Consider the following 22,958-nt stretch of genomic DNA (forward strand, 5'->3'; position numbering starts at 1 on the left):
GAATAAAAACCGCAGATATTCAGCATTATTTCGGGTACAGCGGTGGCAGGCTGGTGTCGGTGGCCGGATTTTGAACCCGCTCACCTGCTGGCAAGGTACGCACGGCGCGCCACAGCTCTTCACCTTGCCAGTACTGGCCGGCCTCGCTGTACAGCGCGCCGTTCAGGCCGTCGAGGGCGTCGGACAAGGGCACGAAACGTGCTGCCATGTCGGCCAGGGTTTCCGGTTGTTGGCGAGCCCAGGCATCCAGAGCCTGACGGGTCGCCTGTGGATCGTTGGCCTGACTGGCACGCCTGAGCTCATCGAGCACGGTGCGCGGGCTCGGACCCGTTTGCACAACCCGAGACACTGCCGGTTGCCAACGCGCGCGCCACCACAGGCCAAAGCCGAGCAGGGTAGTGCAGGCCAGAAATAACGTACTCAGTTGCCACGCCCACAACGATTGCCCGGTGATGGTCAGGCCGCTCGCGTCGGTGCCCATCGGAGCGTCCATGGACAGACTCGGGTTGTTCACCACCTGCAGGGTGCGCGCGGGGAGGCTGCTGTGCTCCAGATGATCTTCAAGGGTGTTCCACCAGACCACGTCCACCGCCGGCAAATCGATTGCGCCTGTGCGTGTAGGCACCAGGGCTTCGCGTTCTTCACGGCTGCCTATCAGGCCCCGTTCGCTGGTCAGGTTGGCCAATTGAGGCTGATCGGGGTAACGACGCAGGCCGCTGACGTCGGTGCCTGGCAGTGGCGTCAGTTGCGCGCTGGACAAGCCTTCGGCGCGGATCGTCAGACTGCGGGTCAGGGAGTCGCCGACCTGGCTGTGTTCCGGATCCGGGTTCCAGGCTTCGCTCAGGCTCACGCTGCGTGCGGGCAGCCATGGAGCGTCGGCAGGGTAGTCGGCGGGCTGGGGTTTTATCCACAGGGGGATTTCGGCGGAGCTGACGTGCACCTGCTTGCCTGGCTTGGGACCGGTCGGGTTGACACTCTGGGCTTGCCCCTGATTCTGGGCCTGAGCGTCCTGCACCAACGTTGCACTGAAGACTTGCGCGGGAATCAGCAACTCGCCGCTGTGCTGTGGATAAATCGCATAGCGTATCTCGATGACGCCGTGGCGAATGCCATTGATCAGTTTTTCATAGGTGCGCGAATCACCAAGTTTCTCGATCCGTGCATCCTGGATCTGCAAGGGCGTCAGGTTGCTGTCGTCGAACAGTGCGACCGAGTGATAGATGCGCAGGGTCAGCACGACTTGAGCTTGAACGTAGACGCTTTCCTGATCGAGGCTGGCGTCGATGAACACCGGCGCCAGCGTGCCCTGGTCCTGGGCTTCGCTTTGCACCACTTGCAACGTGATGGGCTGGCTTTTCAGTTCGCCCAGTTGCAACGAGGGGATGATCACGGTGCCATTCTGCTTCGGCAGCAGGGTAATGATCCATCGTGTGGTGGCTTGAGCGCCGCCATCCAGAGTGGTCAGATGGTTGATCTGCCGCGTGCCGCGTACGTCGAAATCAGCCTCCAGCGTGGTCAGATCGGGTTTGCCGAACAACGTGACGTCATTGGATTCCAGGGTCAGCTCTACGGTCTCGCCGGAGTTCAGGCGCGCACGATCGACGCTGGCCACCAGCTCGGCAGCCTGAGCCGACAGAGCCATAAGACCCAGCATGAGGCTGATCAATAAAGTGTACGGGCGACTCATCGGGTCTGTTCCTGACGCTGTTGCTGTTCATACCAGAATTTACGTCGCAACAATTCGCCGGGATCGTCCGGGATCTGTCGCAACCATTGTTCCAGAGCTTGCCGTCGCTCTCCGTCGAGGGCGGTTTCGGCGGGTTTGATCGGTGGTCGGGTGGTGTTTTCATCGCCCAGTTGTGAGCCTGGAACGTCGTTGCCGCCAGCCGGGCTGTTCGGGTTGCTGGTAACGGTGCTGTTATTGGCGCTGCTGTCGTCACCTGACGGAGGCTGATTTGGATTCTGCGGTGCTGTCGCCGCGCCAGCTTGTGGGTCTTCGCTGATGTCGTCTTTTTTGCTGTCGTCCGGCTTGCTGGGGCTGGAGGCCTGTTGCTGCTTGTCCTGTTCCAGCAAACGCTCGACCAGCGCTTTGTTTTTCAACGCCGGCTGCAGATCGGGTTGGCGTTCCAGAGCCTGTTCATAGGCATCCAGCGCGGCTTCCAGTTCGCCAGCCCTGGCCAGCGCATTGCCGCGATTATAGTGGTCGGCGGCGTTGTTACTTTCAGCAAATCGCTGAGCGGCACTGGCGTAGTCGCCGGCCTGGTACAGCGCCACGCCTTGCCATTGCCTGTCCTTGAAGTGTTGCGCAGCTGCGGCGGGCTGACCTTGTTCGAGCAGGCGCTGGCCCTGTTGGTCGGGCCGCAACCACAGGTCGTTGAACTCGAAAGCATAGCTGGGCTGCGGAAGCATGAACAACAGCGGCAGGCACAACAACCAGCCTCGGCGCCCGGCGCAGGCCGCAAGCAACAATAACGGCAGCAGCAGCCAGGGCCCCTGGTCGTCCCAACTGTCCAGATGCACGGTCTGACCATCGCTGCGAAGGCTTTGCGGACTGTCGAACAGGCCCAGCCCTCGCAGGTCGGAGTCATCCAGTCGGGCCTGACGATAGCGCCCGTCGATCTGGCTGGCGAAGTCCTTCAGGCTTGGGCTGTCCAGACGAGGCAGCAGAATCGCGCCTTGTGGGTCTCTGAGGAAGCCGCCTTTTTCCTGCGTGACCGGGGCACCGTCAGCGGTGCCGACGCCGAGGATCAGCAGCGGCGGCGACTGGCGGCTCAACGCCTCGCGGATGCCTTGGCGTTCCTGTTCGCTGAGTGACGAGCCGATCAACAGCAAGCGGCCCTGGCCCTGCGCACTTTGCTTGAGCAGGGCAAGCGCTTTGGTTACCGCCAGATCGGCGCGGTGCCCGGCCTCGGGCATGATCGAGGGCTTGAGCGCTTCGAGCAGGTTGCGACTGGTGGCCAGGTCGTCAGAGAGTGGCACCAGGGTGTGAGCGCTACCGGCATAGACGATGATCGCCGTCTGCGAATCGCTGCGGCTCTGCAACAGGTCGAGCAGTTTACGTCGCGCCTGCTCTAGCCGAGTCGGCGGAGTGTCGGTGGCGAGCATTTCCGGGGTTAGCTCCAGCAACACCACCAACGGGTCGGCGGGCTTCTGGCTGGATTGCTCGACGTGCTGCCAACTCGGCCCTAGCAACGCCAGCACGGCGAGGGTCCAGGCCAGGCCCAGCGCAACCCACGGCAATTTGCTGTCGCGACCACTGCCGCCTCCGAGCAATACCGCGTGGAAAGCCACAGGCAGGATCATCTGCCAGCGTCCTGCACGTTTTTGTCGGTGCCAGAGTTGCCACAGCAACCAGCCCAGCAGCGGCAGTAACAGCAACCACCAAGGCCTGAGCCAGTGCGGCCAGAACGTGATCATCGACGCCTCCGCAAACGCTTGAGTCGCTGACGCCATTGCTCATTCGACGGCAGAAAAACTTTCTGTTTGAAAAAGCGTTGCAGCACGTTGTTCGGAAAGCGTTCGCGGATCACCAACAGCATGCTTAATAGCAGCGCGGCGGCCAGCGGCCAGTGATACAGCGCCTGGGTCGAGCGTGCCTGGGTCGGTTGTTGGGCGACCGGCTCCAGGGTGTCGAGGGTTTGTCTGATTTTTTGCAATTGCTGGCCGTCACGTGCGCGAAAATATTTGCCCCCGGTGATGTCGGCAATGTGTTTGAGGGTGGGCTCGTCCAGGTCCAGGCTCGGGTTCAATCCCTGTATGCCCAGCGTTCCGCCTTGTTCCGGGTCGGCGCCAATGCCGATCGGGTAGATTTTTACCCCTTCACTGGCGGCCAGGCGCGCGGCGGTCACCGGATCGATTTCGCCGCCGTTGTTGGCGCCGTCGGTGACCAGCACCAATACCCGGCTTTGTGCCGGGCGCAGACGCAGACGCTTGAGACCCAAGCCGATAGCGTCGCCGATAGCCGTGTTTTTCCCTGCAATGCCGATCCGCGCTTCGTCCAGCCAGATGCGCACGGTGTGCCGGTCGAACGTCAGGGGGGCCTGGAGATAGGCCCGGCTGCCAAACAGAATCAGCCCGACCCGATCACCTTCGCGATGTTCGAGAAAGTCTCCCAGCAAGTGCTGGACCAGGGTCAAGCGGCTGACCTCATCGTTGTTCCAGTGCATGTCGGGGTAGTCCATGGAACCGGAGACGTCCACGGCCACCAGCAAGTCGCGACCGCTGGCGGCGATCGGCAACGGTTCACCCAGCCACTCTGGACGGGCAGCGGCCATCAGCAATAACAGCCATAGCAGAATAAACGGTGCCTGCTGCCGCCAGCCGGGCAGATGAACCCGCGCTCGACGCCCGGCCAGACTTTCCAGTTCGCTGAGAAAACTGACCTTGAGCGCCGCTTCACCGCTGTCTGCCGCAGGCAACAGTATTCTCATCAGCCAGGGCAGCGGCAGCAGGGCGAAGACCCACAGCCAAGCGAACTCAAACATGTTTGCGAATCCAGGTCTCGACCGCCTGATTCAGGCCGGTGATGGCTTTGTCATCGAGTTTGCACTCCGGTTTGTACGCGCCTTCGACCAGCACCATCCAGCGGGTCAGGCCGGCAGCGGGACACCGGTTGTCGAGAAAGGCCAGCCACTTGCGGCCGTTCAAGGTGTGACTTTGGCTGTAGGGATAGTGGTTGCGACACAGGCGCTTGAGCAGCGCGTTGATCTGCTGCAGCCAGGCGCCAGCAGGTGCGCCGTCGTAAGGCTTGGGCAGTCCGGCGAGTTCTTCCAGGGCAGCGACCCTCACAGGGTCCAGCGGTTGCTCGGCGCGGCTGACCGGGCGCTTGCCAGGCCAGTATCGACGCAAACGCCACAGCCCCCACGCCGCCACTGGAATCAAGAGCAGGAGCAGCCACCAGCCCGGCGCCGGTGGCCAGAAGCTCACCGCTGCGGGAGGGATCAGCGGTTGCAGTTGCTCCAGGGTATTCATCGTTGTTTACCGGGGCGCTGGGGGTTCAGGTATTCGCGCAGTTGCTCGACCATCTCGCTCTGCGTGCTCAGTGGCATCGATGGCACACGCAGTTTTTGCGCGAGTAACTCCCAGCGTGCGACCCGGGCTTCGCCTTGAGCACGATAGGCCTGGCGCAAGTCCGGTTTGAGGGTGTCGAGTTCCAACTGCGCGCCGCGTTCGGAGAAACGTAACAAGCCGGCTGCCGGCAAGGCGTGATCCAGTGGGTCGGACAGCGGCAACAGCAGCAGATCGCAATGCCTGGACAGCAGACTCAGTTGCTGCTCGGCCGCATCGGACAGCGCCCGCTCATCGCAGATCACGATCACCAGACTGCCGGGGCGCAGTACTTCACGGGCGCGTCGCAGGGCGGTGCCAAACGCGTCGCGGTCGGCGGGGATTTCGGTGTGCAGCGATTGATTGACCCGTACCAGCCGGTTGAGCAATTGCAACAGGCTCTGTTTGCTGCGCCGGGGTTTGATCTCATAGTGCTCGTTGTCGCCGAACACCAGCCCGCCGACCCGGTCGTTATGGCCCAGGGCGGCCCAGCCGATCAGTGCCGCAGCCTGAGCGGCGAGGACCGATTTGAACATCAGGCCCGACCCGAAAAACAGCCGACGACTTTGCTCCACCAGAATGAAGATTGGGCGCTCGCGCTCTTCATGGAACAGCTTGGTGTGCGGCTCCTGGGTGCGGGCGGTGACACGCCAGTCGATGGTGCGCACGTCGTCGCCGGCCTGGTAAACCCGCACCTGATCGAAGTCCACGCCACGCCCGCGCAGCTTCGAGTGGTGCAGGCCGATCAACGGGCTGCGCTGGCTCGGGGTGGAAAACAGTTGCACTTCGCGCACGCGATGGCGCATCTCGATCAGCTCGGCGAGGCTGACGCGTATTCCCGGCTCGGCAATCGGTTGGGGTTGCATGGGGTCAGGCGACAGCCACGACGTCGAGGATGCGCTGGATCACGCGGTCCTGATCGATACCGGCGGCTTCCGCTTCGAACGACAGAATAATCCGGTGGCGCAACACGTCGAACAGCACCGCCTGAATATCTTCGGGGCTGACGAAATCCCGGCCAGCCAGCCAGGCATGAGCCCGCGCGCAACGGTCCAGGGCAATCGAGCCGCGAGGGCTGGCGCCGTAAGCGATCCAGTCGGCCATTTCCGGGTCGAACTTGGCGGGTGTGCGCGTGGCCATAACCAGTTGCACCAGGTATTCCTCCACCGCATCGGCCATGTACAGCCCGAGGATTTCCTTGCGTGCGGCGAAAATCGCCTGCTGGCTGACCCGGCGTTCTGGCTTGGTTTCGCCATTAAGTGCTTCGCCGCGAGCCTGCTGAAGAATTTTGCGTTCGACTGCCGCGTCCGGGAAACCGATTTTGACGTGCATCAGGAAGCGGTCGAGCTGGGCTTCGGGCAGCGGATAGGTGCCCTCCTGCTCGATGGGGTTCTGCGTCGCCATCACCAGAAACAGCGGTGACAGTTCATAGGTGCTGCGCCCGACACTGACCTGACGTTCGGCCATGGCTTCCAACAAGGCTGACTGAACCTTGGCCGGGGCCCGGTTGATTTCGTCGGCGAGCACCAGATTGTGGAAGATCGGCCCCTGTTGGAAGACGAAGCTGCCCGTTTCCGGACGATAGATCTCGGTGCCGGTGATGTCGGCAGGCAGCAAGTCAGGGGTGAATTGAATGCGGTGAAATTGTGCTTCGACGCCTTCGGCCAGTTCCTTGATCGCTTTGGTCTTGGCCAGACCCGGTGCGCCTTCGACCAGCATATGGCCGTCTGCGAGCAGGGCAATCAACAGCCGTTCGATCAGTTTTTCCTGGCCGAGAATCTGCGTTGAGAGAAAGGTTCGCAGCGCAATCAGCGCTTCACGATGTTCCATCGTTGACTGTTCCTGGCAGGGTGACCGACAGCGTCAAATGACACTGAGGTTGGGGGCGTTACTTTAATCCATCCGGGGCTGTGCCGACTAACGGCTATGGGCTTTTTTCTGTGATTGTCAGATTAAGACTGCGGAAGTCTCGGAATTGTCTGACGTGTCGTGTCGAAGCTGTGTAGGAAGTTGGTGCTGGGTAGATCTCCATCACAGCCTTCTGCAGCACTTACACCCGATAAAATGCCGCCGCATTGTCCCAAAGCGCCAGCCGTGCGCCTTGTTCGCCCACTGCATCGATCAGCAGATCGATATCGCTCGCTGCAAACGGCCGTGGCGCGCGGGTGGAGGGCAGGTCGGTGCCGAACATCAGGGCGTGGGGGTTGGCGGCGAAAATGTCTTTCAGGGTCGAGGCTACCGGGAAGTCCACCCGACCAAAACCACAGGCCTTGATACGTACGCCTTTTTCGGCCAGGCGCAGGACACTGGGCAGACCTTCTTTGCTCAAACCCAGATGATCAATGCTGATCGCCGGTAATTGCAGCAGGCGTTGTTCAATCTCGGGCAACTCGCGGGAGTCGATGTACAGCTCGGAGTGCCATCCCACTTGCTCGTGCACGCGATGGGCAAGCGCTTCAAGCTGATCCAGTTGCTCCGAACCGCCACGCTTGAGATTGAAGCGCAGTGCACGCACCCCAAAGCCATTCAGGGTTTGCAGTTCGGCGTTGGTCACGCGGCCAGGCAATTGGGTCACGCCAACGAAGCCTGACCCCAGTCGATGCAGGGCGTCGAGCAGATAACCCTGGTCGAAGCCCTGGAAAGAGCCGGACACCACGGCGCCGCCAGTGACGCCCAGTGGCCGGGTTTGGGCCAGGTAATCCTCGACGCTAAAAGGCTCGGGCAGATAACCGTTGTTGGGCACCAGGGGAAAGCGCGAATCAATGATGTGGCAGTGAGCGTCGAAAATCGATGGGGTCATGACTGTTCCCGTCTTGGTGTCGGTTAACGATCAAGCGATGGGGTTCAGGCAATTTCGCTGACGTAGGTGCCGATGTCTTCCAGAATGATCTCCAGGGTTTCCTGGACATCGCGCAACTCGTCTGCCGGTGTCGAGTGACGAATTTCATAGGTGACATGACCCTCGAGCTGCTCAGCGTCGGCGGGGTCGATTTCAACCAGCAGGCGTTCGGCGCTGAAGGTGACTTTCAAATTTTCCAGGGTGATTGTCTTGTCGTCACCGACCGTGATCTCCACCTGATTCTCGTCAGGGAAGCGGGTCAGCGAGAACAGATCGCCTGTTTCCCCGTGGCAGCAGAACAAGGCCATGTCGTCGTATTCGTCATCGCATGGGTTGACGATGAGGGCGGTCGTGTTGATTTGCATGATGGTTTCCTGATCTATCGAGACGGGCGGAATGCGATTTTGCCAGTCTCGGCGATTGTTTGTCGGTTAATTACACGCTATGTCCCAGCGGCCCGCTAGGTTTTTATTGGTCGGGGCAGGGGCTATAATGCGGGCCATTACACCTTCGTAATGCTTAAGAATGTTTACTCGATATGACCCTGATTGTTAGAGACAGCAATGGCACCCAACTGGCCGACGGCGACTCAGTGACGCTGATCAAGGACCTTAAAGTCAAAGGCACTTCGGTCACCCTGAAGCGCGGCACCATGGTCAAGGGCATTCGCCTGACCGATAACGAAGACGAAGTTGAATGCAAGGTCGAGAAAGTCAAAGGCCTGGTATTGCGTACCGAGTTCTTGAAAAAAGCCTGATCCCTGATCATCGGCTGCTTGTCCAGGGGTGCGCAATCGCACCCCGTGACGTTTTACCCACAATCCCCCGCTTCATCCTGCTGGCTGTGATCCTCTTCTCAGTATCGGCAATGCCTTCCCTTGATCATTCAAGAACACCTCATTCGGTGTCGACCTCTGTTTAGAGGGGATTTCGCGCGCCTGTTACGTGCCGATGACCGAATATGTCGCAGCACCGCAAGCAGGGCCGGGCCCGCTATCGTTAAGCTTCGCAGCAGGATGGACACCTCTAAAGACACAGCCCGCCTGGGCAGTCGTTTTTGTAGATGCCCATTTTCTTCACCGGGTTCACTCCCGGGAAAATGAATGTGACTACCCGATCGTGACGAGCGTTTGTTCTTTAGCTTCACTACCCTGTCATGCTGTGCTGCTTTTGTTTGAAACCCAGCACGCGTGATGGCGATCCCCTGAACGGGATGCGACGCTTCCATCAATAAAAAGCCCAAGCGGAGTACCACAGATGGCGTTCTTCACCGCAGCCAGCAAGTCCGACTTCCAGCATCAACTGCAAGCGGCACTGGCGCAGCACATCAGTGAACAGGCACTGCCACAAGTGGCGCTGTTCGCTGAGCAATTCTTCGGCATTATTTCCCTTGATGAACTGACCCAGCGCCGGCTATCCGACCTGGCCGGTTGCACCTTGTCTGCCTGGCGACTGCTTGAACGTTTTGAACATATTCATCCGCAAGTGCGGGTCTACAACCCTGATTACGAGCGCCATGGCTGGCAATCGACCCACACCGCGGTCGAGGTTCTGCATCACGATCTGCCGTTTTTGGTGGACTCGGTTCGTACCGAGCTGAACCGTCGCGGTTACAGCATTCACACCCTGCAAACCACCGTGCTGAGCGTGCGTCGCGGCAGCAAGGGCGAATTGCTGGAGTTGTTGCCCAAGGGTTCTCACGGCGAGGACATCCTGGAAGAATCTCTGATGTACCTGGAGATTGATCGCTGCGCCAATGCTGCCGAAATGAATGTGCTGGTTCGTGAACTTGAGCAAGTGCTGGATGAAGTACGGATCGCGGTCGCTGACTTCGAGCCGATGAAGGTCAAGATCAACGAACTGCTGGCCGGTATCGACACCCTTGAGTTTGCCGTTGAAGAAGGCGAGAAGTCCGAGGTCAAGGTCTTCCTGCAATGGCTGGTGGACAACCACTTCACCTTCCTTGGCTACGAAGAGTTCGAAGTCCGTAATGACAATGGCGGCGGCTACCTGGTGTATGACGAGTCGTCCTTCCTCGGTCTGACCAAGCTGCTGCGCGCAGGGCTGACCAAAGAAGACCTGCACATCGAAGACTATGCAGTGAATTACCTGCAAGAGCCGATGTTGCTGTCGTTCGCCAAGGCTGCACACCCAAGCCGCGTGCATCGCCCGGCGTACCCCGATTACGTGTCGATCCGCAAGATCGATGCTACCGGCAAAGTGATCAAGGAATGCCGCTTCATGGGCCTGTACACCTCGTCGGTGTACGGCGAGAGCGTGCGTCAGATCCCTTACATTCGCCGCAAGGTTGCCGAAGTCGAGCGTCGCTCCGGTTTCGACGCCAAGGCGCATCTGGGCAAGGAATTGGCGCAGGTGGTGGAAGTACTGCCGCGCGACGACCTGTTCCAGACCCCGGTGGACGAGCTGTTCAGCACCGTGATGTCCATCGTCCAGATTCAGGAGCGCAACAAGATTCGCGTGTTCCTGCGCAAAGACCCGTATGGCCGCTTCTGCTACTGCCTGGCCTATGTGCCACGCGACGTCTATTCCACCGAAGTCCGGCAGAAAATCCAGCAAGTACTGATGGATCGCCTGAAGGCCAGCGATTGCGAATTCTGGACCTTCTTCTCCGAGTCAGTCCTGGCGCGCGTGCAGTTGATCCTGCGAGTGGACCCGAAAAGCCGTCTCGACATCGACGCACAGCAGCTGGAAAACGAAGTGGTACAGGCCTGCCGTTCGTGGCAGGACGATTACTCCAGCCTTGTTATTGAAAGCTTCGGCGAAGCCCACGGCACCAATGTGCTGTCCGACTTCCCTAAAGGTTTCCCGGCCGGTTACCGCGAGCGCTTCGCTGCGCATTCGGCCGTGGTCGACATGCAGCATTTGCTCAGCCTGACTGAAGCCAATCCGCTGGTGATGAGCTTCTACCAGCCGCTGGCGCAAGCCGGTAAGCAGCAACTGCATTGCAAGCTGTATCACGCCGATACCCCGCTGGCCTTGTCCGACGTCCTGCCGATTCTGGAAAACCTTGGCCTGCGCGTGCTGGGCGAGTTCCCTTATCGTCTGCGTCGAAAAAATGGCCGCGAGTTCTGGATTCACGACTTTGCCTTTACGGCGGGTGAAGGCCTGAATCTCGACATTCAGCAGCTCAATGACACGCTGCAAGACGCGTTCGTGCACATCGTGAGCGGCGATGCCGAAAATGATGCGTTCAACCGTCTGGTGTTGACGGCGGGTCTGCCATGGCGCGATGTCGCGTTGCTGCGTGCTTATGCCCGCTACATGAAGCAGATTCGTCTGGGCTTTGATCTGGGTTATATCGCCAGCACCCTGAACAACCACACCGATATCGCTCGCGAGCTGACGCGGTTGTTCAAAACGCGCTTCTATCTGGCGCGCAAACTGACTGCCGACGACCTGGAAGACAAGCAGCAGCGTCTGGAACAAGCGATTCTGGCGGCACTGGACAACGTTCAGGTGCTCAACGAAGACCGCATCCTGCGTCGCTACCTGGACCTCATCAAGGCCACCCTGCGGACCAACTTCTACCAGCCAGACGCCCACGGTCATAACAAGAGCTACTTCAGCTTCAAGTTCAACCCGCGTCTGATTCCCGAGCTGCCCAAGCCGGTGCCGAAATTCGAGATCTTCGTCTATTCGCCACGTGTTGAAGGCGTTCACCTGCGTTTCGGTAATGTTGCTCGCGGCGGCCTGCGCTGGTCGGACCGTGAGGAAGATTTCCGTACCGAAGTGTTGGGCCTGGTAAAAGCCCAGCAAGTGAAGAACTCGGTCATCGTGCCAGTGGGTGCCAAAGGTGGCTTCATTCCGCGTCGCCTGCCGTTGATTGGCGGCAGCCGTGACGAGACTCAGGCTGAAGCGATCACCTGCTACAAAATCTTCATTTCCGGCTTGCTGGACATCACTGACAACCTCAAGGACGGTGGCCTGGTGCCGCCGACCAATGTGGTACGTCATGACGAGGATGATCCCTACCTCGTCGTTGCTGCCGACAAAGGCACCGCAACGTTCTCCGATATCGCCAACGGCATTGCCATCGATTACGGCTTCTGGCTCGGCGATGCTTTCGCCTCGGGTGGTTCAGCCGGTTATGACCATAAAAAAATGGGCATCACCGCTAAAGGCGCGTGGGTCGGTGTGCAGCGTCACTTCCGTGAACGCAACATCAACGTCCAGCAAGACAGCATCAGTGTGATCGGTATCGGTGACATGGCCGGTGACGTGTTCGGCAACGGCCTGTTGATGTCCGACAAGCTGCTGCTGGTTGCTGCGTTCAACCACCTGCACATCTTCATCGATCCTAACCCTGAGCCGGCCAACAGCTTCGTCGAGCGTCAGCGCTTGTTCGATCTGCCGCGTTCTGCCTGGAGCGACTACGACGCCAGCATCATGTCCGAAGGCGGCGGGATCTTCTCGCGCAGTGCGAAAAGCATCGCCATCAGTCCACAGATGAAAGAACGCTTCGACATCACGGCCGACAAGCTGACCCCGACCGAACTGCTCAATGCCTTGCTCAAGGCGCCGGTGGATCTGCTGTGGAACGGAGGTATCGGTACGTACGTCAAATCCAGCGAAGAAAGCCACGCCGATGTCGGCGACAAGGCCAACGATGCGCTGCGTGTGAACGGCAACGAACTGCGCTGCAAAGTAGTGGGCGAGGGCGGCAACCTCGGCATGACCCAACTGGGTCGGGTCGAGTTCGGCCTCAATGGCGGCGGCTCCAACACCGACTTCATCGACAACGCCGGTGGTGTGGATTGCTCCGACCACGAAGTGAACATCAAGATCCTGCTCAACGAAGTCGTTCAGGCCGGTGACATGACCGAGAAGCAGCGCAACCTGCTGCTCGAAAGCATGACCGATGAAGTCGGCAGCCTGGTGCTGGGCAACAACTATAAGCAGACGCAGGCCTTGTCCCTGGCCGCGCGTCGCGCCTATGAGCGGATCGCTGAATACAAGCGTCTGATGAGCGATCTGGAAGCGCGGGGCAAGCTGGACCGTGCCATCGAGTTCCTTCCGACCGAAGAGCAGCTGACCGAGCGCACTGCGGCGGGCCATGGTCTGACCCGTGCCGAACTGTCGGTGCTGATCTCTTATAGCAAAATCGACCTGAAGGAAGCACTGCTCGGATCCCGCGTTCCCGATGACGATTATCTGGTGCGCGACATGGAGACGGCATTCCCGCCTTCACTGGCCGCCAAGTTCTCCGAGGCCATGCGTCGTCACCGCCTAAAACGCGAAATCGTCAGCACCCAGATCGCCAACGACCTGGTCAACCATATGGGCATCACCTTCGTTCAGCGGCTCAAAGAGTCCACTGGCATGAGTGCGGCCAATGTGGCGGGCGCTTACGTGATCGTGCGGGACATCTTCCACCTGCCACACTGGTTCCGTCAGATCGAGGCGCTGGATTACAAGGTTCCGGCCGAAATCCAGCTGGCCCTGATGGACGAGCTGATGCGTCTGGGGCGTCGCGCCACGCGCTGGTTCCTGCGCAGTCGTCGCAACGAACTGGATGCTGGACGCGACGTCGCACACTTCGGTCCGCACATCGCGGCGTTGGGTCTCAAGCTCGACGAGCTGCTGGAAGGCCCGACCCGGGAAGTCTGGCAGACCCGTTATCAGGCGTATGTCGAAGCCGGCGTACCCGAGTTGCTGGCGCGCATGGTCGCAGGCACCAGCCACTTGTACACGCTGTTGCCAATCATCGAGGCGTCGGACGTCACCGGGCAGAATGCTGCCGACGTGGCCAAGGCTTACTTCGCCGTGGGCAGCGCGCTGGACGTGACCTGGTACTTGCAACAGATCAGCAACCTGCCGGTGGAAAACAACTGGCAGGCCCTGGCACGTGAAGCCTTCCGTGACGACATCGACTGGCAGCAACGGGCGATCACCGTGTCGGTCCTGCAGATGCCGGATGCTCCAGCGGATGTCGAAGCACGTCTGGCGTTGTGGCTTGAACAGCACCTGCCAATGGTCGAGCGCTGGCGCGCAATGCTGGTCGAGCTGCGTGCGGCCAGCGGAACTGACTACGCGATGTATGCGGTCGCCAACCGTGAGTTGCTGGATCTGGCGATGAGTGGTCAGGCTGTTGTGGTTTGATGGTTTGAGTTGACGCGGTAACAAAGGGCCCTGCATCGAGAGATGTAGGGCTTTTTTGTTGATTGAGGGCTCTGGGAAATTGTATGAATTTGGCCACCTGTGTAATTGCATGGCGCATGACCACCCATTTGCATAGCCGCTGACCAGCCGTTTGCATTCGACCTGACCTACGCGTGCGGCAGTGCTCAAGGTCAGAGCACGCCCCGTCGCAGCCGGTCACGTGTCTACGAAGTCAGGGGCGATTCAAAAAGCCCTGCTCTAGAATGGCCCCCCAGATGAGCGTGCATTGCTTGTCAAGTATTCACTCAAAGGATGAACACGATGGGCCGCACCAACCATATCTGCCTGATGGCGATCTATAACGATTGGATGAACGCAAAGGTTTATGAGGCGGCCAGAAGTCTGACCGATGAAGAGCTGTCAGTGGATAGGAAGGCATTCTTTGGTTCTATTTTCGGGACGTTGAACCACTTGGTGGTCGGGGACACTATCTGGCTAAAGCGATTTGCCAAACACCCAGCGAATCACTTGGCTCTGGAGCCGATTCGACAGCTCCCTGCCCCCCAAAGCCTCGACCAGTTACTGCTTTCAAATATCCGAGAACTTTCGGCACATCGCGTTTGGCTCGATCAGGTAATTGTCGAGTGGTCTCGCTCCATTACAGAGTCGGATTTAGATTACACCCTCAATTATACAAGCATGAAAGGAGCCCCCGCTGACAAGAGCTTTTATGGCTTGGTCATGCATTTCTTCAACCACCAGACTCATCACCGAGGCCAAGTTACTACCTTGCTGTCACAAGCGGGTGTCGACGTAGGCGATACTGATCTGGTCGTCCTCATTCCTTCCGAGTCCCGCACATAATCTAAAAACCAGTACTAGACCGGGATTTTCATGTCATGCCGGGTCGGTAAACCAGCGTGGCCATCTTAAATGACTACTGTGCCCTGAACGGACGCTAGGGGTGATCGGCTCATTCGTCAGCGACCGCTATTGGCCGATTTCTACCGGTCGCCACCGGCAGAAGTCGGCCAAAAGCTGAAGTAGCCAGCTTGGGGAGCAGACATTCAAGGTCTGGCCTAACCCGGCGCTACGCGGCTTCTTCGCCCGGCGCCCATATCGATCGATACGTTAAGCCCCAGGCTTTAGATGCGCCTAAGTGTCAGCGAAACATCTTCCCTCGTTTCCGCAACCCCAAATACTCCAATCGGCAGCGTGGCGTCTGAAGCTGACGCGCCGGCGATCCGAGCGGTATTAATATAATAAAACTACCTGTTCTGCGCCTGAACGTCGCGATGGAATTCGTGCGACTTCGCACATGACTCGGTTTTCTGATCTGGCTCAAAGTATCTACCGTCCCTGGGCGTAGTGTTTGCAATAACGTTTCGTAGACACGCCGGAAATTGGTGCTCACGTCCTTTACGTTTTTCAGTGTGTTTTTGAGATGTTTTTGCCTTTTTCATACTTTAAAGGGTGTCCCATGAAAACCTCATATTTCGTAGCAACGACAATCCTCGCCGCAGGCTTGTCTGCCATTGCATCTCCCGCCAACTCGCAGACACTCGAAAAAATTGCCGATAGCAACAAAATCACCGTGTCTTACCGCGAGGCATCGGTACCTTTCAGCTACTTGATCGGTCCTACCGAAGCCGTGGGTTTCTCAGTCGATTTAACCGATGCCATCGTTGATGATGTGCGTAGGAAGCTCAAGAAGCCGAACTTAGAAGTGGCTTACATTCCTGTGTCTTCACAAACCCGAATTCCGTTGCTGGTCAACGGCAATTACGATCTGGAGTGCGGTTCCACCACCAACAACGCTGCGCGTGGCAAGGACGTGGCTTTTGCAATTAGCCATTTCTACACCGGCACGCGCCTATTGACTAAGAAGACCTCCGGCATAAAGAACTACGCCGATCTCGCAAAGAAGACTGTCGCAAGTACCGTCGGCAGCACGAACGAGAAGGTCCTCCGCCAATACAGTGCCGACAACAATCTAGACATACAGGTCGTCTTGGGCAAAGACTATGACGACTCCTTGGCGCTGGTTGAAAATGATCGTGCCGTGGCGTTTGCCATGGACGATATCCTGCTGTTTGGCCTCATGGCGAACTCCAAAAATCCCGATTCGCTCGAAGTCGTGGGTGATGCGCTGCAAGTCGAACCCTACGGCTGCATGCTTCGCAAAGATGATCCTGAATTCAAGCAATTGGTCGATGGCACCATAACCCGCCTCATGGAGTCGGGCGAATTCGCAAGGCTATACACCAAGTGGTTTCAATCACCGATTCCTCCAAAAGGAATGAATCTGAATATGCCGATGAGCGAACAGCTCAAAGCCAATCTCAAGGCGCGCAGTGACAAACCAGTGCTGTAACGCTTGACGAGTACCTGAGCAAATGACACAGAAGTCCGACTTAACTCGGTCATTGCGAGCAGCTGCCGGTTCCGAATCGCATCGGGTCGGCACTAACGCTCGTTGAGAGGCGGTTCCAGCCGCAAAGCTCAGATTAGAGTTGGCTCCATTCACTTAATTGAGTACAAAGCCGGTCGGTTGCGTAATCTCATACTTTTCAAGTATTCGAAACCAAGCAATATGATTTTCGGACACCTCAATAATTTCATGCATCCATTCCGGACGGAATTATCTGCGCTTTGCGGCTAGACCGCCTTTAAGCAACGCCTAGTGTTGCTTGAGTGGGTGCGAACGTCTTCTTTGAAGCGAAAGCACCAAGGTCCGGAATCGGCCGAAAGCGGACGCTTCGTTAGGAACAGTTTCAGGCGACTAGACTGAAGTGACCAAGCATTTTTATGCGGCTCAATTGTATAGCCTTCGAAAGTTGCTAAGTATTGACTGAGTGCGCCTGGAAGGTAACGGGCTGATGTTCGCTAGGCTTTCATGTCACAAATGTAGAAAATTTCCGTGAGTCGTTAATAACGATTACCACAGTATGTGATCTCAATCTTAGAGCCCCTATTGTTTTCAGATCTGTAGAACTTAACGTTAAAGGGGGTGCCCTCAAGGTATCCCCCTTCTTATGAAGGCTTCGGACTTTAATGGTTTTTGTCCTAACTGGATAAAACTCCTTCGAGGTCGTTGTTCGAAAAAATTTGCATTATGACCTCTTTGATTAGCCTCTCGCCAAACTCAACGATAAATTCTTCATGTGAGTCGCTGAAGATGAACTCTCCGATTTTGTTATGAGCTATCGAGCAGCGTATACGGTAAACCCAGTACGCTGTTAGGTTCAATATAAATTGATCGAGTAAGCTGCTTGTGCTCTGGGTGATTAACGTTAGCTGCTTTGCTCTGGCGAAAGTATGGTCATTGCCTTGAAGAAATGTGAGGAGGTTAGCCCATTTTGTCCGGTCAGAAGATACAGGGTTTCCCTCTTTTGAGTAATCTTGGAAAACAGCTTCCATGATTTGAATGTATGGCGTACAGCTTGTCATGATAGATAGTAGTGCTTGTGAGTCGGTAACATAATCTTTAAAAATTCCCTTTAGTGACTCAAGCTCTTTCCTTTGGTAATCCTTTACAACAGAGCTAAATCCTTCAATGGAGTGTTTGGGTAGACTTCTGATTTTCGAAACAAAAATAACATCAAATAGAAGCTCAAGCTGATGATAGTATTTTAGGAATCGATCAAAACCATTCGCCGCTGATATCGCTCTTTCAAGGTCAGCGTTGTGGCGAATTGTTGGCGTGAACATCTTCCTCGAGATTGTTATTTTTGTAATTGTTTTTTTGTATCTTGGGGATCTCGGTTTGTGAGTGAATCCACCCCAAATTGGGGCGGATTCTTGGAAATCTGAGGTGTATTGAGTAATGAAGTCTTTATGAATAAGTAGGTAGTGGCTTTTAAAGATGTGTGACTGACTCAGCCCAAATTGGTCGTCGTCTATATCGTGAATAAATGCATTGAGCTTATGAGTACTCAATTCGTTTATTGAATAAATATCCCCTGGAGCCCCCATTGGGCAAAGCACTCCCAATAAATTTCCGTGCTCATCATTAATATCAATATCTTCCTCGGCGTTGATTGAGCATTCTAGCTCGAATACAGGTAGGGCGATAAAGTCATTAATAATAAAATGTTCTTCTGCGTTCCATTCAGGATTAAATTCACTGCCAGCATTTTCAAATAGCTGAACAATTGACTGAATATGCTTCGAAATCCCTATAACGTTCATTGGTCACTCCGCTGCAGATGGCCAGCATCTGTGCAGTTTTACTTCGCCGTCTTCGCGGAAAAATTCTTTGAATCCCGTTGCTATGAGCTTCCTTGTGGCAAAACCGACGTTTGTTTTTCTCGCATTCAAACCTGACTTGACTGTATTAAAGCTTACGATTCCCAGCGGATCGATTATATCTGCATTTTTGGCGTCTTCAATTAATGAGGCGAGCGCATTGTCAACTCTATTCTTTTTGCCAAGGTTAATGTATTGTGATATAGCCCCGAAAAAAGCCAGCATTACGTTTTCTGTGCCTAACCACGGGGAGGCGTCTTCCAGAGCATCTCGTTGAATTTGCAGATTGTCATCATCTCTTTCTGCAAATAGTTTATCAAAGTCTATATTAGTATAGTGTTGCCAGCATAGTTGATCTAGTTCATAAAATATTCGTAGGTATTTTATATAGTTTTCGAATTGCTCTGTAAGTTCTTGCTCGGTGGAATCGAAAGCATCTTCATCGATTAAACGCTGTGCTACGAGGTTTTCCTTGTCGGTCTCGTGTTGTGCCGTGATAAAAGCGTGATACGACGAGGCAATATTGTTTAGGGAATACTTGTTTGGCTGAGTTCTTCTTTTCGTGTCTTTTTCTCTGATGATTTCGATTCCGTCAACCTTGTTGACAATAGTTTCTCGAAGCGAAAGAAACAATAGCTCAACTTGGTGCCTCATGGACATTGCCTTTTGTCCAGAGTTAAGTACTATCATTCGATAGATTAATTTGCTAATTTCCGGCTCAAGCCAAAACTCTAAAAGAAGCTCTTGATTTTCTTTGAATTGTATTCCTTCTGATTTAATATCAGAAAGAATAAATGTTCTTTGAAGGCCATCGAGGATGTCTACCACATCATGCCCAGATAGCAGTCTTTCCAGTACAGCATTATCATCGAAACTTTTAGTGATTTCGTCCACGAGATGATGCTTAACGGATAGCGTTATGGAAGGAAGTAAGGAGCCTTCGATTATATCGTTCTTCAGTCGTTTATATGCTTTGTGAGTTTCTCTTTTGCGCTGTATAGAGAACTCTCCAAATCTCTCTCCGACAATTTCTAAATATCGCCCTGGTGATGCCTGGCAGTATATTACGTGAGAACCACTTTTTAGATCGATCGTTTTTCCGATAACTTTGAATGTCATTGGATGCTCCAAGAAAATTTTTTCTAGTTTGAATTTTGTGTTGTGCTGGGTGATCCGTCACCGTCGATGCCGTAAGCGAACTTGATGTAGGTGGTTCTTGGCTTGAGATTATTGCTCGACACAGAGATCTATTCCGATGGGTGAATGGTCTTAAACTCTCAACCCGCAAGGTGCTTGTCAACTAGAAATCTAGATCGGGCTCATGCTGCTGATCACCGTGGGGTAGCGATTGACTTGACCTGCAACCGTCGGCTTTGGCCGATTACTGCCTATCGCCACCGACAGCCTGGGTCGTAGGCGGCCATTCAGTCACTTTGCCCCGTGACACCGCAATCCAGCTTGTGGATGAACAGGGTTGAACGCTTCTTTCGCGACATCACGGTGTACCTGCGTGAGGGCAGCTTCAGCTCGGTTCGTGAATTGGAAAGCTCGATCATCATGTTCCTGGCGCTGCGAAATGCACAGCCGACTCGCTACGTTTGGAACGCCAAGGGAGAGGATATTTTGAACAAGATACAGCGAGCCCGTGTGGCAATTGCCGCACAGGCATGAGGCGCTTTATTTGTGAGACAGCACACTAGGAGTCACTAGAGGTGTAATCGTTAGCACAGTTACCGCGCTGAAATGCTACTCACATATGGGCTACAAAATTAGCGGTAAGATGATGAGTATTCACGGTATTAATGGCATGCCGATGCGGCGGGACTTTGATTTAGTACGGGTTCCGCTCTGTTGATATTCTTAACTATTAGTATCAGCGGCGTTCGGAATATATGCGTTCTCGCGCTCTGTAGCACGGGGACGATCTTGAACCCATAAAAAAACCCCGTCACCAGGACGGGGTTTTTTCAACGCAGTGTTTCGTTACGCTTGAATTACCGGGATGTTGGCATTGGCTGCCGACTCACGGAATTCTGCGATCTGGTCGAAACTCAGGTAGCGGTAAACGTCCGCTGCCATGGTGTCGATTTCTTTCGCGTAGGCCATGTATTCCTCAACGGTCGGCAGGCGACCCAGGATCGATGCAACAGACGCCAACTCGGCCGAGGCCAGGTAAACGTTCGCGCCATCACCCAGACGGTTGGGGAAGTTACGGGTCGACGTGGACACCACGGTAGCGTTAGGTTCAACGCGTGCCTGGTTACCCATGCACAGCGAGCAACCTGGCATTTCCATGCGTGCGCCAGCTTTGCCGTAGATGCCGTAGTAGCCTTCTTCGGTCAACTGGTGCGCGTCCATTTTGGTCGGAGGCGACAGCCACAGACGGGTTGGCAGCGAACCTTCAACTTTCTGCAGCAGTTTGCCTGCAGCGCGGAAGTGACCGATGTTGGTCATGCACGAACCGATGAACACTTCGTCGATCTTCTCGCCAGCAACGCTGGAAAGCAGACGGGCGTCGTCCGGGTCGTTTGGCGCGCAGAGCACAGGCTCTTTGATGTCAGCCAGGTCGATTTCGATGGTTTCGGCGTATTCGGCGTCAGCATCGGCAACCATCAGCTCAGGGTTGGCAACCCAGGCTTCCATCGCTTGAGCACGACGTTCCAGAGTACGAGCATCGCCGTAGCCTTCGCCGATCATCCAGCGCAGCAGGGTGATGTTGGACTTCAGGTACTCGGAGATGGACTCTTTCGACAGCTTGATGGTGCAACCGGCAGCGGAACGCTCGGCAGAGGCGTCGGACAGCTCGAAAGCCTGTTCGATGCTCAGGTTGTCGAGGCCTTCGATTTCCAGGATGCGACCGGAGAATGCGTTTTTCTTGCCTTTCTTCTCTACGGTCAGCAGGCCAGCCTGAATCGCGTAGTAAGGAATGGCGTGAACGAGGTCACGCAGGGTGACGCCCGGTTGCATTTTGCCTTTGAAGCGGACCAGGATCGATTCCGGCATGTCCAACGGCATAACGCCAGTGGCAGCAGCGAACGCGACCAGACCGGAACCGGCCGGGAAGGAAATCCCCATTGGGAAACGGGTGTGCGAGTCACCACCGGTACCGACGGTGTCCGGCAGCAGCATACGGTTCAGCCAGCTGTGGATGATGCCATCGCCCGGACGCAGGGAAACGCCGCCGCGGGTCATGATGAAGTCAGGCAGTGTGTGGTGAGTCTTGACGTCGATCGGCTTTGGATATGCCGCGGTGTGGCAGAAAGACTGCATGACCAGATCGGTAGAGAAACCCAGGCAAGCCAGGTCTTTCAATTCGTCGCGGGTCATCGGGCCAGTCGTGTCCTGGGAACCGACGGTGGTCATCTTCGGCTCGCAGTACGTGCCTGGACGAACGCCGGCGACGCCGCATGCCTTGCCGACCATTTTCTGCGCCAGGGTGAAACCCTTGGTGCTGGCAGCCGGTTGTTCAGGCAGCTTGAACAGGGTCGAAGGTGGCAGACCCAGTTCGGTACGGGCTTTTTCGGTCAGGCCACGGCCGATGATCAGCGGGATACGGCCGCCAGCACGAACTTCGTCGAGCAGTACCGGGGTCTTCATTTCGAAGGTGGCCAGGACTTCTTCGCTGTTGTGCTTGGTGACTTTACCGGCATGCGGGTAAAGGTCGATCACGTCGCCCATGTTCATCAGGGAAACGTCGAATTCGATCGGCAGAGCGCCGGCATCTTCCATGGTGTTGTAGAAGATTGGAGCGATCTTGTTACCGAAGCAGAAGCCGCCGGAGCGCTTGTTCGGTACGAAAGGAACGTCGTCGCCGAAGAACCACAGCACCGAGTTGGTAGCTGATTTACGCGAAGAACCGGTACCGACCACGTCACCGACGTAGGCGATAGGGAAACCTTGGCCGCGCATGGTTTCGATCTGTTTCATCGGGCCAGTCACGCCTTGTTCATCAGGCACGATGCCGTCACGGGCCATTTTCAGCATGGCCAGGGCGTGCAGCGGGATGTCAGGACGGGACCAGGCATCAGGTGCAGGGGACAGGTCGTCGGTGTTGGTTTCGCCGGTGACCTTGAACACGCGCAGGCTGATTTTGTCGTCCAGAACAGGGCGCTTCTGGAACCACTCGCCGTCGGCCCAGGATTGCAGAACACCTTTAGCGTGAACGTTGCCGTTCTTGGCTTTTTCAGCCACGTCGTGGAACGCGTCGAACATCAGCAGGGTGTGCTTGAGTTCTTTGGCCGCGACTGGTGCCAGTTCAGCGTTGTCCAGCAGGTCAACCAAGGTGACGATGTTGTAGCCACCTTGCATGGTGCCCAACAGCTCAACGGCACGCTTTTTGTCGATCAGCGGAGAGGTGGCTTCACCTTTGGCCAGAGCGGACAGGAAGCCAGCTTTGACGTATGCAGCTTCGTCAACGCCTGGTGGAACGCGATTTGTAATCAGGTCGACAAGGAAAGCTTCTTCGCCAGCCGGGGGATTTTTCAGCAGCTCGATCAGGCCTGCGGTTTGTTCGGCGTTAAGCGGCTGGGGCACGATACCCTGGGCGGCACGCTCTTCGATGTGTTTACGGTAGGCTTCAAGCACAGTATTACCCTCATCAGTGGTCCCAAATGGGTGTCCGGGACGCTCATCCAGAAAATTATCCGCACCCATGCGCTTTTTAGGCTTTTTGAGCCATTTGGCCGGGGAGTCGGTAATTTCTTACA

General features: G+C 56.2%; 15 protein-coding genes and 1 pseudogene. 5 read left to right on the forward strand and 11 right to left on the reverse strand.

Going from position 1 to position 22,958, the window contains the following annotated elements:
- Positions 1 to 25 precede the first annotated feature (25 nt).
- The 8 genes from AC1MEA_RS15345 to AC1MEA_RS15380 all read right to left on the reverse strand — a co-directional run bounded on the left by AC1MEA_RS15345 (position 26) and on the right by AC1MEA_RS15380 (position 8,250).
- Positions 26 to 1,687 (reverse strand): BatD family protein, encoded by a 1,662-nt coding sequence (locus AC1MEA_RS15345; RefSeq protein ID WP_480416666.1) that lies wholly within the window; start codon positions 1,685 to 1,687, stop codon positions 26 to 28.
- The gene (locus tag AC1MEA_RS15350) at positions 1,684 to 3,417 is read right to left on the reverse strand and encodes a vWA domain-containing protein (RefSeq protein ID WP_480416667.1); all 1,734 of its coding nucleotides are present in this window, start codon (positions 3,415 to 3,417) and stop codon (positions 1,684 to 1,686) included. Before AC1MEA_RS15350 ends, AC1MEA_RS15345 begins: the two co-directional genes overlap by 4 nt.
- On the reverse strand, positions 3,414 to 4,484 hold the full coding sequence (locus AC1MEA_RS15355) for a vWA domain-containing protein (protein ID WP_480416668.1): 1,071 nt from the start codon (positions 4,482 to 4,484) through the stop codon (positions 3,414 to 3,416). Before AC1MEA_RS15355 ends, AC1MEA_RS15350 begins: the two co-directional genes overlap by 4 nt.
- Positions 4,477 to 4,971 carry a DUF4381 domain-containing protein gene (locus tag AC1MEA_RS15360; RefSeq protein WP_480416669.1) on the reverse strand — a complete coding sequence of 165 codons (495 nt, stop codon included), beginning with the start codon at positions 4,969 to 4,971 and terminating at the stop codon, positions 4,477 to 4,479. Before AC1MEA_RS15360 ends, AC1MEA_RS15355 begins: the two co-directional genes overlap by 8 nt.
- Positions 4,968 to 5,912 carry a DUF58 domain-containing protein gene (locus tag AC1MEA_RS15365; protein ID WP_219061507.1) on the reverse strand — a complete coding sequence of 315 codons (945 nt, stop codon included), beginning with the start codon at positions 5,910 to 5,912 and terminating at the stop codon, positions 4,968 to 4,970. The genes AC1MEA_RS15360 and AC1MEA_RS15365 overlap by 4 nt, the downstream gene beginning before the upstream one ends.
- A gap of 4 nt (positions 5,913 to 5,916) precedes the next feature.
- Positions 5,917 to 6,876 carry an AAA family ATPase gene (locus AC1MEA_RS15370; protein WP_219061506.1) on the reverse strand — a complete coding sequence of 320 codons (960 nt, stop codon included), beginning with the start codon at positions 6,874 to 6,876 and terminating at the stop codon, positions 5,917 to 5,919.
- Between the two features lie 220 nt (positions 6,877 to 7,096).
- Positions 7,097 to 7,846, reverse strand: a complete 750-nt coding sequence (locus tag AC1MEA_RS15375) for an amidohydrolase family protein (protein ID WP_480416670.1) — start codon at positions 7,844 to 7,846, stop codon at positions 7,097 to 7,099.
- Between the two features lie 44 nt (positions 7,847 to 7,890).
- A complete protein-coding gene (locus AC1MEA_RS15380) occupies positions 7,891 to 8,250 on the reverse strand; it encodes a hypothetical protein (RefSeq protein WP_449634930.1) in 360 nt (119 codons plus the stop codon).
- Between the two features lie 173 nt (positions 8,251 to 8,423).
- On the opposite strand from AC1MEA_RS15380, the gene AC1MEA_RS15385 reads away from it, so the two are divergent.
- From AC1MEA_RS15385 to AC1MEA_RS15400, 4 genes are all read left to right on the forward strand, one after another.
- Entirely contained in the window at positions 8,424 to 8,642 is a 219-nt protein-coding gene (locus AC1MEA_RS15385; protein WP_257604287.1) for an alkylphosphonate utilization protein, read from the forward strand.
- A gap of 499 nt (positions 8,643 to 9,141) precedes the next feature.
- The gene (locus AC1MEA_RS15390; protein ID WP_480416671.1) at positions 9,142 to 14,004 is read left to right on the forward strand and encodes an NAD-glutamate dehydrogenase; all 4,863 of its coding nucleotides are present in this window, start codon (positions 9,142 to 9,144) and stop codon (positions 14,002 to 14,004) included.
- Positions 14,005 to 14,325: 321 nt separating this feature from the next.
- Positions 14,326 to 14,868, forward strand: coding sequence for a DinB family protein (locus tag AC1MEA_RS15395; protein ID WP_480416672.1), 543 nt, complete (start codon positions 14,326 to 14,328; stop codon positions 14,866 to 14,868).
- A gap of 616 nt (positions 14,869 to 15,484) precedes the next feature.
- Positions 15,485 to 16,378 (forward strand): transporter substrate-binding domain-containing protein, encoded by an 894-nt coding sequence (locus AC1MEA_RS15400; protein WP_480416673.1) that lies wholly within the window; start codon positions 15,485 to 15,487, stop codon positions 16,376 to 16,378.
- A gap of 692 nt (positions 16,379 to 17,070) precedes the next feature.
- Here the strand turns inward: AC1MEA_RS15400 and AC1MEA_RS15405 are convergent.
- The gene (locus AC1MEA_RS15405) at positions 17,071 to 18,195 is read right to left on the reverse strand and encodes a hypothetical protein (protein WP_480416674.1); all 1,125 of its coding nucleotides are present in this window, start codon (positions 18,193 to 18,195) and stop codon (positions 17,071 to 17,073) included.
- Positions 18,196 to 18,198: 3 nt separating this feature from the next.
- Entirely contained in the window at positions 18,199 to 19,371 is a 1,173-nt protein-coding gene (locus AC1MEA_RS15410) for a hypothetical protein (RefSeq protein WP_480416675.1), read from the reverse strand.
- 324 nt (positions 19,372 to 19,695) lie between these two features.
- Here AC1MEA_RS15410 and AC1MEA_RS15415 point away from each other — a divergent pair.
- Positions 19,696 to 19,923: pseudogene (locus AC1MEA_RS15415) on the forward strand (IS630 family transposase); the annotation flags it as partial.
- 312 nt (positions 19,924 to 20,235) lie between these two features.
- Here the strand turns inward: AC1MEA_RS15415 and acnB are convergent.
- A complete protein-coding gene (gene acnB, locus AC1MEA_RS15420) occupies positions 20,236 to 22,836 on the reverse strand; it encodes a bifunctional aconitate hydratase 2/2-methylisocitrate dehydratase (RefSeq protein ID WP_219061502.1) in 2,601 nt (866 codons plus the stop codon).
- Positions 22,837 to 22,958: the final 122 nt, after the last annotated feature.

The sequence above is a fragment of the Pseudomonas sp. ASL8 genome (genome assembly GCF_056680355.1).

Excerpts from the sequence above, each read along its gene's own strand:
- AC1MEA_RS15345 (WP_480416666.1), bottom strand. The coding sequence starts at position 1,687 with ATGAGTCGCCCGTACACTTTATTGATCAGCCTCATGCTGGGTCTTATG.
- AC1MEA_RS15350 (WP_480416667.1), bottom strand. The coding sequence starts at position 3,417 with ATGATCACGTTCTGGCCGCACTGGCTCAGGCCTTGGTGGTTGCTGTTA.
- AC1MEA_RS15355 (WP_480416668.1), bottom strand. The coding sequence starts at position 4,484 with ATGTTTGAGTTCGCTTGGCTGTGGGTCTTCGCCCTGCTGCCGCTGCCC.
- AC1MEA_RS15360 (WP_480416669.1), bottom strand. The coding sequence starts at position 4,971 with ATGAATACCCTGGAGCAACTGCAACCGCTGATCCCTCCCGCAGCGGTG.
- AC1MEA_RS15365 (WP_219061507.1), bottom strand. The coding sequence starts at position 5,912 with ATGCAACCCCAACCGATTGCCGAGCCGGGAATACGCGTCAGCCTCGCC.
- AC1MEA_RS15370 (WP_219061506.1), bottom strand. The coding sequence starts at position 6,876 with ATGGAACATCGTGAAGCGCTGATTGCGCTGCGAACCTTTCTCTCAACG.
- AC1MEA_RS15375 (WP_480416670.1), bottom strand. The coding sequence starts at position 7,846 with ATGACCCCATCGATTTTCGACGCTCACTGCCACATCATTGATTCGCGC.
- AC1MEA_RS15380 (WP_449634930.1), bottom strand. The coding sequence starts at position 8,250 with ATGCAAATCAACACGACCGCCCTCATCGTCAACCCATGCGATGACGAA.
- AC1MEA_RS15385 (WP_257604287.1), top strand. The coding sequence starts at position 8,424 with ATGACCCTGATTGTTAGAGACAGCAATGGCACCCAACTGGCCGACGGC.
- AC1MEA_RS15390 (WP_480416671.1), top strand. The coding sequence starts at position 9,142 with ATGGCGTTCTTCACCGCAGCCAGCAAGTCCGACTTCCAGCATCAACTG.
- AC1MEA_RS15395 (WP_480416672.1), top strand. The coding sequence starts at position 14,326 with ATGGGCCGCACCAACCATATCTGCCTGATGGCGATCTATAACGATTGG.
- AC1MEA_RS15400 (WP_480416673.1), top strand. The coding sequence starts at position 15,485 with ATGAAAACCTCATATTTCGTAGCAACGACAATCCTCGCCGCAGGCTTG.
- AC1MEA_RS15405 (WP_480416674.1), bottom strand. The coding sequence starts at position 18,195 with ATGAACGTTATAGGGATTTCGAAGCATATTCAGTCAATTGTTCAGCTA.
- AC1MEA_RS15410 (WP_480416675.1), bottom strand. The coding sequence starts at position 19,371 with ATGACATTCAAAGTTATCGGAAAAACGATCGATCTAAAAAGTGGTTCT.